Consider the following 14,503-nt stretch of genomic DNA (forward strand, 5'->3'; position numbering starts at 1 on the left):
GCGCCGCTTGCGGTATCACTGAATTCCTGGAAACGGGGCATCACCATGCCTGTCTATACAATTCATGCTCCCTCCCCCGCCGGAGCCGATCTGCGCGCGACCGACAAGTTCGTGTTCGTGCGCGACGGATTCCATTTCTGGGCGATGATCTTCGGTCCGCTCTGGCTGCTGTGGAACAGGCTGTGGCTGGCGCTGATCGGCTATCTGGTCTTCGTCGCCGCGTTCAACGCGGGGCTGTCCAGCCTCGGTGTCGGGCGCGCTTCGATCTTCTTCGCCGATGTCATCGTCGCGCTCCTGACGGGCTTCGAGGCCTCGAGTCTGCGCCGCTGGACGCTTTCGCGCGGCAAATGGCGGCAGCTCGACGTGGTGGTCGCCGATGACGAGGACACCGCCGAGCGCCGCTTCTTCGAGCGCTGGAGCCAGAAGCAGCGCGGCATCGTCAACGATCAATGGGCCGTCGACCGCGGTGGCCCGCCACCGACCCGCAGCGTGCCGGGTCAGCAATTCTCGAACCCGCCGCCGATTCCGGCCGGTGGCATCATCGGGTTGTTTCCAGAACCGGGAGGGTCAAGATGAGCGTCGCCATCATCGATTACGGTTCCGGGAATCTGCATTCCGCCGCCAAGGCGTTCGAGCGCGCCGCGCGCAGCCTCGAAAATCCGCAAAAGGTTTTCGTGACCAGCGACCCAGATCAGGCCTACGAGGCCGACCGACTGGTGCTGCCGGGCGTCGGCGCCTTCGCCGATTGCCGGCGCGGGCTGGATGAAGTCAACGGCATGGTCGAAGCAATCACGGAAGCGGTGCGGGTCAAGGCGCGGCCGTTCTTCGGTATCTGTGTCGGCATGCAACTGATGGCGAGCCGCGGCAAGGAGCATGTCATCACCGAAGGTCTGAACTGGATCGGCGGCGATGTCGAGAAGATCGCGCCGCGCGACGAGAGCCTGAAGATCCCGCACATGGGCTGGAACACGCTCGACCTGTTGCAGGAGCATCCGGTGCTGAACAAGCTGCCGCTCGGCCCGAAAGGCCAGCACGCTTATTTCGTGCACTCCTATCACCTCAATGCTGCCAATGAGGCGGACGTGCTCGCGCGCGCCGACTATGGCGGGCCCGTCACCGCGATCGTCGGCAAGGACACCGCCATCGGCACGCAGTTTCACCCCGAGAAAAGCCAGCGTTTCGGATTGGCCCTGATCTCGAACTTTTTGCGATGGAAACCGTGATTCTCTTTCCCGCGATCGATCTCAAGAACGGCCAGTGCGTGCGCCTCGAGCAAGGCGACATGGCGCGCGCGACCGTGTTCAACCTCAATCCGGCCGCCCAGGCGCAGAGCTTCGTCGAGCAGGGTTTCGAGTATCTCCACGTCGTCGATCTCGACGGTGCGTTCGCCGGCAAGCCGGTGAATGCCGAGGCCGTCGAGGCGATGCTGAAGACGATCAAGATTCCGGTGCAGCTCGGCGGCGGCATTCGCGATCTCGAGACCGTCGAAGCCTGGCTCGACAAGGGCATCACCCGCGTCATCATCGGCACCGCCGCGGTCCGCGATCCGGAGCTGGTGAAGGCTGCCGCGAAGAAATTCCCGGGCCGCGTCGCGGTCGGGCTGGATGCGCGCGACGGCAAGGTCGCGGTCGAAGGCTGGGCCGAGACCTCGCAGGTGACGGTGCTGGAGATCGCGCAGCGTTTCGAGGATGCCGGCGTTGCCGCCATCATCTTCACCGACATCGCGCGCGATGGCCTGCTCAAGGGCCTGAACCTCGACGCGACCATTGCGCTAGCCGACGCCATCTCTATTCCCGTCATTGCCTCCGGCGGCCTCGCCTCGATCGAGGACGTCAAGGCGATGCTGACGCCGCGCGCCGAAAAGCTTGCCGGCGCGATTGCCGGCCGCGCGCTCTATGACGGCCGGCTCGATCCCGCCGCCGCCCTCACCTTGATCCGCAACGCGCGTGCGCCCGGGAGCTGACACATGTTCAAGGTGCGCGTGATCCCCTGCCTCGACGTCAAGGACGGCCGCGTCGTCAAGGGCGTCAACTTCGTCGACCTGCGCGATGCCGGCGATCCCGTCGAAGCGGCGATCGCCTATGACGCCGCCGGCGCCGACGAGCTCACCTTCCTCGACATCACCGCGACCCATGAGAACCGCGGCATCATGCTGGACGTGGTCCGGCGCACGGCGGAGGCCTGCTTCATGCCCGTGACCGTCGGTGGCGGCGTGCGCGAGGTCAACGACATCAAGACGTTGCTGCGCGCCGGCGCGGACAAGGTCTCGATCAACAGCGCGGCGGTGTCTCGTCGCGAGTTCGTCAAGGAGGCTGCCGAGAAATTCGGCGAGCAGTGCGTGGTGGTCGCGATCGACGCCAAGCGGGTCAAGCGCGCCGGTGGCGGTGAGCGCTGGGAGATCTTCACCCATGGCGGTCGCAACTCAACCGGCATCGACGCCATCGAATATGCCCAGGAAGTGGTCTCGCTCGGCGCCGGTGAAATCCTGCTGACCTCGATGGATCGCGACGGAACGAGGCAGGGATTCGACATCCCGCTGACCCGTGCGATCGCCGACAGCGTTGCCGTGCCCGTGATCGCATCGGGCGGCGTCGGCAATCTCGACCACCTCGTCGACGGTATCCGCGACGGCCACGCTACGGCCGTGCTGGCCGCCTCGATCTTCCATTTCGGGGAATTCACCATTCGTGAAGCCAAGGAGCACATGGCCCGGCGCGGACTGGCCATGCGCCTCGATGCCTGACGACTCCCGTTCATAAAAGTGCTACATGAAGTAGCGGGGAATGGTCTCCATGGCCAAGTGTGTTGCCAAGTGTTCTGACAAGCGTGTTTCCGAGTAATTCCGATGCCGCGTTTCACGATCCACGATCTGGCCGAGACCATCGACGTCCGCGCAGCGGCCGGCGGCGAAGCGTCCTATACCCGCAAGCTTCTCGACAAGGGCGCCGAGCATTGCGCCAAGAAGTTCGGTGAGGAAGCAGTCGAAACCGTAATCGCAGCAGTCGAAAACGATCGCGCGCATCTGATCGCTGAAGGTGCCGATCTGCTCTATCACTTCCTTGTGCTGCTCAAGTCCCGCGGCGTAAAGCTGGAAGAGGTGGAAGCCGCGCTCGACAAGCGTACGAATATGTCGGGGTTGGAAGAGAAAGCGTCGCGTAAGGGCTGACATAGCTCCAACGGAGAAGGTCGCGTCATGGATATCCGCGCACCCGAGCAGCAATATAATCCGTACCGCATCTATACGCGCCAGGAGTGGGCGCGTCTGCGCGACGATACGCCGATGACGTTGGAGCCGGGCGAGTTCGACCGGTTGCGCTCGCTGCACGATCGCCTCGATCTCAAGGAAGTCGAGGACATCTATCTTCCGTTGTCGCGCCTGCTCTCGATCTATGTCGACGCGATGCAGCGCCTGTATTACGCCGAGCGCCAGTTCCTTGACATCCGCGACCGCAAGGTGCCCTACATCATCGGCGTCGCCGGCTCGGTCGCGGTTGGGAAATCCACCACGGCTCGTGTGCTTCAAGCGCTGCTGGCGCGCTGGTCGCCCCGGCCGAAGGTCGAGCTGATCACGACCGACGGATTTCTCTATCCCAACGCGGTGCTCGAGCGGCAGGGCATCATGCAGAAGAAGGGCTTTCCGGAGAGTTACGACCTGCCGCTGCTGCTCAGCTTCCTTTCCGACATCAAATCCGGCCGCCGCCACGTGCGCGCCCCGGTCTATTCACATCTGACCTACGACATCGTGCCGAGCCAGTGGGCCGAGATCGATCAGCCCGACATTCTGATCGTGGAGGGCGTGAACGTTCTGCAGACCGGCAAGCTGCCGCGCGACGGCAAGGCGGTGCCCGTCGTCTCCGACTTCTTCGACTTCTCGGTCTATATCGACGCCGACGAAGCGGCGCTGCGGCAATGGTACATCAAGCGCTTCCTGGCGCTGCGGGACACCGCGTTCACCAACCCGAAATCCTATTTCAATCGCTACGCGCTGCTGTCGGACGAGGAAGCCACCGCCACGGCGATCGCAATCTGGGAGCGCACCAACCTCGCCAACCTCGAGGACAACATTTTGCCGACCCGCCCCCGCGCGACGCTGATCCTGAAGAAGGGCGCCGACCACACGGTGGAGAGCGTGGCGCTCAGGCGGCTGTAAACGCGGCGGCGGACAGGGGCCCCAGCGCATTCGCGCAGGAGTGTCTTTTATTGCAGACCGGCAAAAGGTATTGAGTTATGACCTTCGAAAACGCGAGGGTTCGATGGTTGATCGTCTCAGAAGCGCTGCGGAACAACTCGAAGCACCGACCTGCCCGGATTGCCATGTCGAGATGCGGTGGTACCGTTCGGAGCTGCTCGCGGACGAGCCGGTTCCGGTGATCGCGCATCTGTTCGTCTGCCCGCATTGCAAGCGCGCGGCAAAGACCGACACGATATTCGAGGACACTCAGGGGCCGCCCGAGAAGCTCTCCGCGCCGCGCTTCATAGCCTACGCCGCGTAGCAGGTCATTTGCGGACTTCCCGTTGCTCTTTCGAGCGGACGAAGACCTGCCAGGCCGTCAGGAACATGGCGGCGACGAGTGGGCCGATGACGAAGCCGTTCGCCCCGAAAGCCGCGAGACCGCCCAGGGTGGCGAGCAACACAATGTAGCTCGGCATCCGGATCGACTGTCCCACCAGGATGGGGCGGAGAAAGTTGTCCGCGAGGCCAATCACGAAAGTGCCGAAAGCGAGCAGGATGATCCCCTTCGTGACGGGGCCGGCCACAAGCAGATAGAGTCCGACCGGAGCCCAGACCAGGGCGGAGCCGAGCACGGGCAGAAGTGAAAGTAGCGCCATGATGGCGCCCGCCAGCAGCGGCGCAGTCAGGCCGAGCAGCCAGAAGATCACTCCGCCAAGCGCGCCTTGAATCAGGGCAACCAGGATGATTCCCTTGATCGTCCCGCGCACCGCGAGGGTGAACGCATCCATGATCTCGGCGGTGTGGCTCGCGCGCAGCGGCAGCGCGCCGCGGATGCGCAGGTTCAGCTCATCCCCGTCGCGCAGCAGGAAGAACAGCACGTAGAGCATCACGAGCACGCTCGCGACAAACTCAGCCGTGAACTGACCTATGTTGAGCGCGTGCCCCGCCAGCTGCTGGCCGGCCGGGACCACCAGGCTCGACAGGCGTTCTTTCAGGGATGTCAGATCGATGCCGGCCAGGCGATCCGACATCGACACGGCCCAGTCCGGCAGCGCGGCTTTCAGTTGCTGTAGCGGATGAGTCAGATCGATCTCGCCGGTCTGAACGCGCTGAACCACCTCGCCACCTTGGTCGACGAGCGAAGCGATCACGACCCCGATGGGGATCAGGACCATGACGACCACGACGATCACGGTGAATAGTGCGGCGAGATTATGCCATCCCGGCAATGTTTCCAGGCACCGTCGATAGAATGGCGCGAAAATGATCGCCAGCAGCGTGGCCCACAGCAATGCGCCGGAAAATGGCCAAAGCACCCAGCCGAACGCGATGGAGATGACGCCAAGCCAGACCAGGAATGAGCGGTCTTCCGATGTTTTCACCTGCCGTTGGCCCTTCGGTCGCGACTGAAGGGACGTTGGTAGCACAGGACCGTGGCGGGGCGAAAAGTCATGCTCCTCTCGGGCCGGTTCCCGCGAAATTCCGGATCAGACGGCCAGCCGCCGTGACGCCGCAAGCCCTGCCAGTGCTTCGTCCAGCTTGTCGCGATCGAGCGGCTTGATCAGGAATCCATTCATGCCCGCCTCGAAGCAGGCATAGCGATCCTCTACCAGAGTATTGGCGGTGAGTGCGAGGATCGGCGTGTGGTGGCCGCCGGTCGCGGCCTCATGCGCGCGGATGCGCTTGGTCGCCTCGATGCCGTCGAGCTGTGGCATCTGGATGTCCATCAGCACGAGATCATAGGGCGTGCCGGCCGATGATGCGGCGAGCCAGGACTCCAGCGCGGCCTCGCCGTGCACCGCGATGACGACGCGATGGCCGAGCTTCGTCAGCAGCGAGCGCATCAACAGCGCATTGATCTCATTGTCCTCGGCGACGAGGATCGACAGGCCTTTCGAAGCGGCCGCGCCGGCGGCGTCAGCCGGCGGTTCCGGCGCGAGATCTGGTGAGGCGACCTCCGGCGTCAGCGCGAGGCGCGCGGCGAGCGAGGCCGCCCGCAATGGCTTCACCAGAAAGCCGGTGAAGGCCGGCGACAGCTTTTCATGGCGCGAGCCCGACGTCAGCAGCACGAGACGCTGCAGCGCATGCGCGCGGGCCGTTTCGCCCAGCTGGTCGGCCGCGGCGGGGCCGACCGCACGATCGATCAGCACCGCGTGCCATGAGCGTTCCGGCAGCAGCGCTTCGGCGACCGCCACATCCGCAACCATGCAGGTCTGGCCACCCCAGCGCTCGAGGCGTCGCGCGATCAGCGAGGCCTCGATGCCGTCGGCGACGAGAAGCATCGACTTGCCGGCGAGGTCGGGGCTTGGAAAGGCCGTCTGCCCCGCGCTGGCTTGCGACGGCGGAAGCGGCACCGCGATCTCGAAGGTCGAACCTTTGCCCGGCTCGCTCACGAGCGTGATCCGGCCGCCCATGCGCTTGACGATGCGCTCGCTGATGGAAAGGCCAAGCCCGGTGCCGCCATAGGTGCGGGCGATGCGTTCGTCGGCCTGCTCGAATTCGCGGAAGATGCGCTGCTGCGCCTCCGGCGCAATGCCGATGCCGGTGTCGCGGACCAGGAAGCTGATCTCGTTCGGCCAGATGCCGGGCTCGACGATCAGCGCGACGCCGCCGTTGCTTGTGAACTTGATGGCGTTGCCGGCGAGATTGAGCAGCACCTGGCGCAGCCGCGCGGCATCGCCGACCACCTCGAGCGGCAGGCGTTCGTCGACATAGGCGGCGATCTCGAGCGACTTGGCCTGCGCGCGCGGCGCGAGCAGCTCGGTGATCTCCTCGATCAGGGTCGAGAGCGCGAAGGGACGTTGTTCGAGGTCGAGCTTGCCGGCCTCGATCTTGGAATAATCGAGCAGTTCCTCGATCAGCGCCATCAAGGCTTCGCCCGAGGTTTTCACCGCCTTGGCATAGGTCGCCTGCTCCTGGGTCAGCGTGGTGTCGAGCAGGAGGCCGCCCATGCCGATGATGCCGTTCAGGGGGGTGCGGATTTCGTGCGAGGCCATCGCGAGGAAGCGCGATTTGGCGCGGTTGGCAGCGTCGGCCTGGTCGCGCGCGTCGGACAAGGCGCGTTCGGTCTCGGTGCGGTCGGTCACGTCGCGTCCCACGCTCTGCAATTCGGCGGGCTGTCCGGCATCGAGGCGGACATAGCCTTCGCGCCAGGCGATCCAGCGCGCGCCGAGCGGGGTTGCGATCTTCTGGTCGTGGATGCGTGTGCCGCTGCTCTCGCGGGCGCTGTCGCCCTGCTCCAGCAGGTCGAAATCGAAACGCGTGCCGACCAGCGCGCTACGCGGCTGTGCTGCCAGCGCGCAATAGGCTTCGTTGGCAAAGGTGATGCGGCCATCGGTAGCGCGCAGCACGATGAGGTCGCCCTGCTGCTCGAACAGGCTGCGGGCGCGTTCTTCCGCTTCCTTCAGCTCCCAATTGCGATCGATCAGCGCCTCGTTGTGGGCGGCAAGCGTACGCAGCCGCTTGTTCACGAAGCGCAGGCGCATGCTCAGCGTCGCAAGTCCGAGGCAAGCGAGCGCGAACAGGAAGCTCGCGCCGATCGCAAAGGTGTAGGGATCGTAACCGGAGTTCTCGGACCGGCTGCCGGACACGAAACCGTAGGCGCCGCCGAAGGTCGCCGAGAAAATCATGAAGGAGCGGATCGCGAAGGCGATACGGGGATGCTGTCGCCTGAAGCGGCGCATGCGCACCTTGATCCGGAACGTCCGACCCATCGCCACCGACCCCGACTCTTTTTGTGGAATCCTGCCACCCGCCGGCTGCGACGATGTCGCGCCGACCTTGCGAACAGCTTGAGGCTTTGGCGTCGCCTCCAAACAGGGTTGACGAGGTGTTAACGCCTCAAGATCCCGGCGCGCGTCAGAGCGAAGCGGCCTGAAGCGGGAGCGGGCGATGGCCGCCATGGGCGCCGACGATCAGCGCCGCGGCCTCGCGCTGCGAAAACGACTTCGAGCGCACATAGATGCGGTAATCCGCCGGACCCTCAGTGGAGAGATAGATCACCTGGCCGCCATCGACGGGCTGAGCGGCAATCGAGACCAGGCGCGTCGAGGGATTGGCCTGGCAGGACTCCGGCTCGGACCCGAGACCGTCGTCGACCACGACAAAGTCCGCGGCGTCGGCATCGTCGGTGATCTGAACCCGCACCGTGGCCCGGGCGGGATCTTCGGTGAAGGCGACATGGACGCCGGCGGTCCAGAACAGCGAGGTGAGCTCGATCGAGGTTTCGCCGAGGGCGATGCAGGGATGCGAGACCGATCCGATCTCCGAGCGCGCGAACACCGCAGCCGCCAACAAGGGAACAACCGAGGCCAGGATCTTGAAACGCAACATGACGCTCTACTCGCCGGGCCCGGTACGGGAACTCAGTGGGCCTTATGGTTTGCAGAGCGTAAAGGAAACTCGTTACCGCCGGGTTGATGGCGTGGAATGATCAAGCCAGCTGCCGCACATCCTCCGCGAGTGCGCGGTAGGACAGCGCTTCGGCCAGATGCAACCGGCCGATCTTGTCGGCGCGATCGAGGTCGGCGAGCGTGCGCGCCACCCGCAGCACGCGGTGATAGCCGCGCGCCGACAGCCGCATGGTTTCGGCGGCCTCGCGCAGCAGCTTCTGGCCTTGCGCGTCCGGCTTTGCGATCTCTTCCAGCACGGAGGCCGGGGCTTCGGCATTGGTGCGAACCTTGGGCAGGCCGGCATCGGCATAACGCGCGAGCTGGATGTCGCGCGCGGCCGCCACACGGGCGGCGACTTCGGCGGAGCCTTCCGCCGGTGGCGGTAGGATCAGATCGGCGGCGGTCACAGCGGGAACTTCGATGCGCAGATCGATGCGGTCCATCAGCGGGCCGGAGATGCGCGCCTGGTAGTCGCCGGTGCAGCGGTCGACACGGCCGCGCTTGCAGGCATAGCCGGGCTCGAAGGCGTTGCCGCAGCGGCACGGATTCATCGCGGCGACCAACATGAAGCGCGCAGGGTAAGTCACGCGATGATTGGCGCGCGACACCGCGACCTCGCCGTTCTCCAGAGGCTGCCGCAGCGAATCCAGCACGCGCGGATCGAACTCCGGCAATTCGTCGAGGAACAGCACGCCCTGATGCGCCAGCGAGATCTCGCCGGGTTTTGCGCGCATGCCGCCGCCGGTGAGCGCGGCCATGCTCGCGGAATGATGCGGCGAGCGGAATGGCCGCCGCGCGGTCAGCGCGCCGTCCTTGATCTCGCCGGCCACGGAGGCGATCATCGAGACCTCCAGCAGTTCGCCCGGCGACAGCGGCGGCAGGATCGAGGGCAAGCGCGCTGCCAGCATCGACTTGCCGGCACCGGGCGCGCCGATCATGAGCAGATGATGGCCGCCGGCGGCCGCGATCTCCAGCGCCCGTTTGGCGCTTTCCTGACCCTTGATGTCGCGCAAATCGAGCGTGGAGGCGGCGGGCTCGTGCACCTTCGGTGACGGCCGCGACAGCACCTGCGTGCCCTTGAAGTGGTTGGCGATCTGGATCAGCGAGCTTGCTGCGATGATCTGGATGTCCGGGCTCGCCCACGCCGCCTCGGAACCGCACGAGGCCGGACAGATCAGCCCTTCCTCGCGCATATTGGCGCCGAACGCGGCGGGAAGAACCCCGGCCACGGGCGCGATCGAGCCGTCGAGGCCGAGCTCGCCGAGCACGGTGAAGCCGGTGAGTGCATCCGGCGGGATCGCGCCGATCGCCGCCATCAGCCCGAGCGCGATCGGCAGGTCGTAATGGCTGCCTTCCTTCGGGAGGTCGGCCGGCGCCAGATTGACGATGATCCGCCGCGCCGGCAGCGCCAGCCCCGAGGCAATCAGCGCCGAGCGCACCCGCTCGCGCGCCTCCGACACCGCCTTGTCCGGCAGGCCGACGATCGCGAACGCCGGCAAACCGGGCGCGACCTGCACCTGCACGTCGACCGCACGGGCCTCGATCCCCTCAAAGGCGACGGTGGAAACCCGCTGAACCATGCTCAAACCAGCCTGCCCCTTTTCACAATTAGGGGTAGCAGAGCCGTGCGCGCTTCGGTCGTGCCTCAGTTTGAAATTTCTGCGGTCTGATCCCGCTTCTTGTAGGGGCCGCGCTTCTTTGCCGGGCCTTCGCGCAAATCGATCAAGTTTACTACGTCGATCATAGTCATGGGGTCGGAGACGAGACCGGCCGCCATCGCAGGCGTAGCGCCCTTAAGTGATTTGTGCGCCTTCATGAAATTATACCACACGAAGTAGAGCGAGAGTGCGTGATAGTGGTTCTCCACCTTTTTCGAGAAGGCGTTAGTCAGGCGGGTAAAGCGGCGCATTGACATACGCATGGTGAGGTTCTGGCGCTCCACATAGGACGTGGAGACGTGCGCCATATCGGGCGAACCAAGGATCAAATCCTTTTCGATGCCAACAAGCTTAGCCGGGCTGTAACGCCTCTGAGGCTGCGGGTCGCTGCCGTAAATCTTCACAAGCATACCGTAGTCGATGCCGTCCGGCCCGAACTCCTCGCTAATCGCATTGAGGTAGGACTTGTGGCCGTCCGTGGTGAGCTGGACGCGGTTGGCAAGACGCGGCTTGAGATCGGCAATGAACGCGCTGGCCGCGCCCGCGTCGCGGTCCCCAACCAGCCAGGTCAGGATCAGCTTGGAGTCGGCATCGATGGCCGTCCACGTCCATACATCGCCAGAGCCAATCGGAGCAGCCTTGGCGCTATGGACATTCTTGGCCTTAGCGTAGGCAAAACTCCAGATTTCATCGCACTGAATTCGCTGAGACTTCACGTTTCGCACCGTTGCGTCATGGAAGGCTGCGCAGGCGCTGCCAGCATCAACCAGAAGCTTAGTGACAGTGTTCAACGAAACGTCCGCCACCCGCGAAATGGAGCGCATGGAGGAACCCTCGCAGAGCATCTGGAGGATTTGGGCACGCTTCTGAGTGTCAAGTTTGTTCATGCAGTTGAAAGTAATGCGTTCTGGATGTTTGTAAAGATAAAAGTTCAGTTTGAAAACGGTAATTGCGTCCGCGCAGTTGGCCCCGCGCAGAAAATGTTGCTGAATCAATAATATGTGCTATATTGAGGTGGCCCCGGCGACGGGGTTCGGACCCGTGACCTCCCGTTTAGCAAACGGGTGCTCTGTCCAGCTGAGCTACGCCGGGGAAGGACCTCAAGTCGGCCGCAAGGCAACGATCACGCTCGCAACGCGATCATTGCCCCGGTACCGATAGCTTCATGTTGTCATGTACCACCTACCTTTCGACCCGCCTTCAACGGGTGCCACACTTGGTTAGATCGGACTGAGTTATCCGGGGCCGTTAGGCCCCGGATTCCGTTAGGAGGTCTGGACCTCGGCTATTGCCCCATTCGGCAAGGCCATAACCTCCATATTCGCGCACGTTGTTGAGGGCATTCGAGTTCGACAAATATGCTGAGAGAGCCTTCACTGGCTCCGCTCCAGTGATGTCGATTCCCGCCGCAACCATTGCCGTTAGCAATTCGCTAGCGGGCGCCCTTGCAGCTTTGCTTTGAAGATATTTTACGGCGGCCCGTTCAATGCGCTGTGTCTTGGTTGTTAGGAACAGCCGACGAGCTGGCTGAGGACCTCCAGCCGGGATAGTTCGCATAACAACAGGGCCGCTAGGTTTCGGCCTTCCGAAATTAGCTGCGTGCTCTCCGATATACGCTGCATCTGGCGTGGCCCGATATAGCTCCACCACCTTCCTCGCGAGCTGAAGCTTTTGGTAGGCGGGGGTTGCCTCCAATTCGCGCTCAAGGCGCTCAACTTCTGCTTCTGCGGCCCTCAGCATGTCAGAGTTGGACATGGTTAATCCTCTGTTACTAAAGTCCCAGTATCAGAGGTTCTGAGTCGCTTCAAGAGATTCTGGCTCAGAGATCCAGATTCACACTAAAAAAGTGAGGGGAGGCTAGTTTGCTACCCGTCTTTCTTGGCTCTTGCGCTCGCGGCCTTTCGCGCAATGTGGGCGCGCTCAGATGGATCAAGCGATTGGGCTCTTGCCTTGCCCCCGGCCCTGCCCCCTTTTGCCCGGTTCGGGGCCTTGCTGGGCATGTCCTCGACCTCGCCAGTGGCAATCCTGCCGATCAGCATTGCGTTTTGTACGGTGTCGGCGTGGCGCTTCTCGCCTTTTGGCCCCTTGGGCATGGCAAAACCTTCATTTGTCTGGGTGGAACAAATATGGTAATAACTTCTTGCTGTTATCGGTTGAACGGATTGACTTTCACTCCATTTAGAGTCCATGAGCCACAAACATAAGATTCGGTGTGCGCGATGTGAAGAGAACGGCTTTGTAGCCGGGCTACTCAGTGGCATGCGCCCATTTTCTTCCTGGCTTTCCATGTATTATGAGCCTGACCATACGGTCAGCGTTCGGGGCAATTTAGCAGAAGATTGGTACCGTGTCGGACGGGACATCTCAAAATCCGCAGACCGATTCTGGGCGGGGCATAGAGACGAAAAGTGACGACGCTAACCCGTCCAATGGTCGGGACCTCGTTGAAGTTTCCCGTCAGGAACTCCAAGCAGAACTAACGAAACGGCTTCAGCCCCTTCTCCGCCACGAGAAGATGGGTGAGCTAATCACAAACGTGCGGCAGGCGGTGGTCCAAACCACCTCAGTGCAGCATCGCGGACCTATTCCATCGCCAGAGTCATTTGGAGGGTACGAAAAAATTCTTCCTGGTTCTGCTGACCGCATCCTCAAGATGGCTGAAAAAGAGCAGGGCCATCGGCAAGACTGGGAACGAAGGCACCTACGATGGGACGGGGTCATAAACCTCGTCTCTTTGGGCTTCGGGTGGCTCTTGAGCGTGGTTCTCGTTGCTGCCGCTGTCTACTGCGTATCGCTTCATGAGCCGACCGTCGCGATTGCGCTGACCAGCGTCGCTGCTTTCGGCGCGGTCGGCAGTTTCCTCAAGGGGAAACGTTTGTTTAGTAAGGCTGATCATCAGGTTCCAGCTCAAACCCAGCAGCAGACTAAACCCCCTCAGTCAAACAAGCGCGGCCCGAAGAAGAAGCGTTAAATTTCAAACTGAGGCACGACCCGCGCTTCGCAAGAACAATACGGGAACGTATCCTCCGCGGCGACCAATCCCCTAACCCATCGTAAACGCCACGCCGACACTACGCCTCGAATGCAACCGGCTCCACTCAGCACATCCCAACAATTGTCAGCTACTCCTACGCTTGCGGGATGGGCCGTGGCTAACGGGTGAACAGTTCAAATGCTTGCAAATCGCCGGAGAAGCGAACGTCGGATGTGCAGCCGGCTCGCCAAGATCCATTTTGGCGCGGGCTCGCTGCCGCGGGACTGCACGATCACCGATATTTCGGATGGCGGCGTGAAAGTGGTAGCGGAATTCCTGGAAGTGCCGCCGCAATTCACCATCATCTTCGCCCCCGACTATTCCCGCCAGTGCCGCCTGCGCTGGCGCATCGGCTGCGAATTCGGTGCCGAGTTCACCGACTGAGCTCTCGCAGGCCGCTTCCTTAACGGGACTTTAGCGTTAATCGGTAAGCATCTCTGATCTGTTGCCGAGTGATCAGAGTATGTCCAAGCGTTCGCCCCTCGCCTCTCCCCCGGCGAGATTGCTGTTTCCCGCCTTTCTCGCCCTAGCGCTCGGCGGCTGCCAGACCGCCGGCATCGAGGATGTGACAGGCGCGCTTGGTGTCAGATCGGAAACGGCTGCCAAGGCCGACGCCAGGCCCGAATTGGACGCGTTGCGCGAGCGCTATCGCGCCAAGCCCAGTGATCCCAATGTTGCGCTCGCCTACGGCAAGGCGTTGCGCGAGAGCGGCCAGCGCGCGCAGGCGGTTGCGGTCATGGAGCAGGCGGTGCTCGCCCATCCCAGCAACAAGGCGCTGCTCGCCGGCTACGGCCGCGCGCTCGCCGACAGCGGCAGCTTCCAGCAGGCCTTCGACGTCCTCAGCCGCGCGCATACGCCCGAGGATCCGGACTGGCGCATCCTGTCGGCGCAGGGTGCGGCGCTCGATCAGCTCGGCCGTAACGAGGAGGCGCAGCAATATTATGCCGCGGCGTTGAAGATCGTGCCGGACGAGCCGACCGTGCTGTCCAATCTCGGCCTGTCCTATATGCTGCAAAACAATCTGCCGAAGGCCGAGCAGGTGCTCGGCCGCGCTTATCAGCGCAATCAGAACGATGCGCGGATCCGCGCCAATCTCGCGCTGGTGCTGGGATTGCAGGGCCGCGAGGCCGAGGCCGAAATCCTCGTGAAGGCCGATTTGCCGCCGGAGCAGGCCGCCGCCAAGGTCGCGGCGCTGCGGCAGTTGCTGGCGAAGAAGCAGCAGCAGCGGGCGGACAAATAATCCGCC

The 14,503-nt window shown here is 63.3% G+C and carries 15 protein-coding genes and 1 tRNA gene; 10 read left to right on the top strand and 6 right to left on the bottom strand.

The features are described 5' to 3' along the window. The first annotated feature begins 45 nt into the window (after window positions 1–45). The 7 genes from IVB24_RS02745 to IVB24_RS02775 all read left to right on the top strand — a co-directional run bounded on the left by IVB24_RS02745 (window position 46) and on the right by IVB24_RS02775 (window position 4,493). Entirely contained in the window at window positions 46–576 is a 531-nt protein-coding gene (locus IVB24_RS02745; RefSeq protein ID WP_094975993.1) for a DUF2628 domain-containing protein, read from the top strand. Next, a complete protein-coding gene (gene hisH, locus IVB24_RS02750) occupies window positions 573–1,223 on the top strand; it encodes an imidazole glycerol phosphate synthase subunit HisH (RefSeq protein WP_140481779.1) in 651 nt (216 codons plus the stop codon). Before IVB24_RS02745 ends, hisH begins: the two co-directional genes overlap by 4 nt. Further along, window positions 1,220–1,963 carry a 1-(5-phosphoribosyl)-5-[(5-phosphoribosylamino)methylideneamino]imidazole-4-carboxamide isomerase gene (gene hisA, locus IVB24_RS02755; protein WP_247771987.1) on the top strand — a complete coding sequence of 248 codons (744 nt, stop codon included), beginning with the start codon at window positions 1,220–1,222 and terminating at the stop codon, window positions 1,961–1,963. The genes hisH and hisA overlap by 4 nt, the downstream gene beginning before the upstream one ends. A 3-nt stretch (window positions 1,964–1,966) precedes the next feature. Beyond that, a complete protein-coding gene (hisF, locus tag IVB24_RS02760) occupies window positions 1,967–2,743 on the top strand; it encodes an imidazole glycerol phosphate synthase subunit HisF (RefSeq protein ID WP_094894083.1) in 777 nt (258 codons plus the stop codon). A 102-nt stretch (window positions 2,744–2,845) separates the two neighbouring features. Continuing rightward, window positions 2,846–3,166, top strand: a complete 321-nt coding sequence (locus IVB24_RS02765) for a phosphoribosyl-ATP diphosphatase (RefSeq protein ID WP_094975995.1) — start codon at window positions 2,846–2,848, stop codon at window positions 3,164–3,166. Between the two features lie 27 nt (window positions 3,167–3,193). Then, the gene (gene coaA, locus IVB24_RS02770) at window positions 3,194–4,150 is read left to right on the top strand and encodes a type I pantothenate kinase (RefSeq protein ID WP_094975996.1); all 957 of its coding nucleotides are present in this window, start codon (window positions 3,194–3,196) and stop codon (window positions 4,148–4,150) included. Between the two features lie 103 nt (window positions 4,151–4,253). Then, on the top strand, window positions 4,254–4,493 hold the full coding sequence (locus IVB24_RS02775) for a hypothetical protein (RefSeq protein ID WP_094975997.1): 240 nt from the start codon (window positions 4,254–4,256) through the stop codon (window positions 4,491–4,493). 4 nt (window positions 4,494–4,497) lie between these two features. Here the strand turns inward: IVB24_RS02775 and IVB24_RS02780 are convergent, their stop codons facing one another. From IVB24_RS02780 to IVB24_RS02805, 6 genes are all read right to left on the bottom strand, one after another. After that, window positions 4,498–5,556 (bottom strand): AI-2E family transporter, encoded by a 1,059-nt coding sequence (locus tag IVB24_RS02780; protein WP_247771988.1) that lies wholly within the window; start codon window positions 5,554–5,556, stop codon window positions 4,498–4,500. A gap of 105 nt (window positions 5,557–5,661) precedes the next feature. Continuing rightward, a complete protein-coding gene (locus IVB24_RS02785) occupies window positions 5,662–7,887 on the bottom strand; it encodes a PAS domain-containing hybrid sensor histidine kinase/response regulator (protein ID WP_247771989.1) in 2,226 nt (741 codons plus the stop codon). A 145-nt stretch (window positions 7,888–8,032) separates the two neighbouring features. Next, on the bottom strand, window positions 8,033–8,506 hold the full coding sequence (locus IVB24_RS02790; protein ID WP_094976001.1) for a hypothetical protein: 474 nt from the start codon (window positions 8,504–8,506) through the stop codon (window positions 8,033–8,035). Between the two features lie 100 nt (window positions 8,507–8,606). After that, window positions 8,607–10,145: a YifB family Mg chelatase-like AAA ATPase gene (locus IVB24_RS02795; RefSeq protein WP_247771990.1), complete on the bottom strand. Its 1,539-nt coding sequence runs from the start codon at window positions 10,143–10,145 to the stop codon at window positions 8,607–8,609. A gap of 65 nt (window positions 10,146–10,210) precedes the next feature. Next, entirely contained in the window at window positions 10,211–11,110 is a 900-nt protein-coding gene (locus IVB24_RS02800; RefSeq protein ID WP_247774275.1) for a DDE-type integrase/transposase/recombinase, read from the bottom strand. 128 nt (window positions 11,111–11,238) lie between these two features. Next, a tRNA-Ser gene (locus IVB24_RS02805) sits at window positions 11,239–11,315 on the bottom strand. Window positions 11,316–12,738: 1,423 nt separating this feature from the next. Here IVB24_RS02805 and IVB24_RS02810 point away from each other — a divergent pair. The 3 genes from IVB24_RS02810 (at window position 12,739) to IVB24_RS02820 (ending at window position 14,497) form a co-directional block, all read left to right on the top strand. Further along, window positions 12,739–13,194 carry a DUF2335 domain-containing protein gene (locus IVB24_RS02810; RefSeq protein ID WP_247771991.1) on the top strand — a complete coding sequence of 152 codons (456 nt, stop codon included), beginning with the start codon at window positions 12,739–12,741 and terminating at the stop codon, window positions 13,192–13,194. 201 nt (window positions 13,195–13,395) lie between these two features. Then, the gene (locus IVB24_RS02815) at window positions 13,396–13,641 is read left to right on the top strand and encodes a PilZ domain-containing protein (RefSeq protein WP_091965316.1); all 246 of its coding nucleotides are present in this window, start codon (window positions 13,396–13,398) and stop codon (window positions 13,639–13,641) included. Between the two features lie 79 nt (window positions 13,642–13,720). Further along, on the top strand, window positions 13,721–14,497 hold the full coding sequence (locus IVB24_RS02820; protein ID WP_247771992.1) for a tetratricopeptide repeat protein: 777 nt from the start codon (window positions 13,721–13,723) through the stop codon (window positions 14,495–14,497). The last annotated feature ends 6 nt before the right edge of the window (window positions 14,498–14,503 follow it).

This window comes from Bradyrhizobium sp. 192 (assembly GCF_023100965.1).
In the GTDB taxonomy this organism is placed as follows: Bacteria; Pseudomonadota; Alphaproteobacteria; order Rhizobiales; family Xanthobacteraceae; genus Bradyrhizobium; species Bradyrhizobium symbiodeficiens.

What these genes read in the sequence shown, in the direction of transcription:
- IVB24_RS02810 (WP_247771991.1), top strand. Translation starts at nt 12,739, where the DNA reads ATGGGTGAGCTAATCACAAACGTGCGGCAGGCGGTGGTCCAAACCACC.
- IVB24_RS02820 (WP_247771992.1), top strand. Translation starts at nt 13,721, where the DNA reads ATGTCCAAGCGTTCGCCCCTCGCCTCTCCCCCGGCGAGATTGCTGTTT.
- IVB24_RS02775 (WP_094975997.1), top strand. Translation starts at nt 4,254, where the DNA reads ATGGTTGATCGTCTCAGAAGCGCTGCGGAACAACTCGAAGCACCGACC.
- coaA (WP_094975996.1), top strand. Translation starts at nt 3,194, where the DNA reads ATGGATATCCGCGCACCCGAGCAGCAATATAATCCGTACCGCATCTAT.
- IVB24_RS02790 (WP_094976001.1), bottom strand. Translation starts at nt 8,506, where the DNA reads ATGTTGCGTTTCAAGATCCTGGCCTCGGTTGTTCCCTTGTTGGCGGCT.
- IVB24_RS02800 (WP_247774275.1), bottom strand. Translation starts at nt 11,110, where the DNA reads ATGAACAAACTTGACACTCAGAAGCGTGCCCAAATCCTCCAGATGCTC.
- IVB24_RS02765 (WP_094975995.1), top strand. Translation starts at nt 2,846, where the DNA reads ATGCCGCGTTTCACGATCCACGATCTGGCCGAGACCATCGACGTCCGC.
- hisF (WP_094894083.1), top strand. Translation starts at nt 1,967, where the DNA reads ATGTTCAAGGTGCGCGTGATCCCCTGCCTCGACGTCAAGGACGGCCGC.
- IVB24_RS02795 (WP_247771990.1), bottom strand. Translation starts at nt 10,145, where the DNA reads ATGGTTCAGCGGGTTTCCACCGTCGCCTTTGAGGGGATCGAGGCCCGT.
- hisH (WP_140481779.1), top strand. Translation starts at nt 573, where the DNA reads ATGAGCGTCGCCATCATCGATTACGGTTCCGGGAATCTGCATTCCGCC.
- IVB24_RS02745 (WP_094975993.1), top strand. Translation starts at nt 46, where the DNA reads ATGCCTGTCTATACAATTCATGCTCCCTCCCCCGCCGGAGCCGATCTG.
- IVB24_RS02815 (WP_091965316.1), top strand. Translation starts at nt 13,396, where the DNA reads ATGCTTGCAAATCGCCGGAGAAGCGAACGTCGGATGTGCAGCCGGCTC.
- IVB24_RS02785 (WP_247771989.1), bottom strand. Translation starts at nt 7,887, where the DNA reads ATGGGTCGGACGTTCCGGATCAAGGTGCGCATGCGCCGCTTCAGGCGA.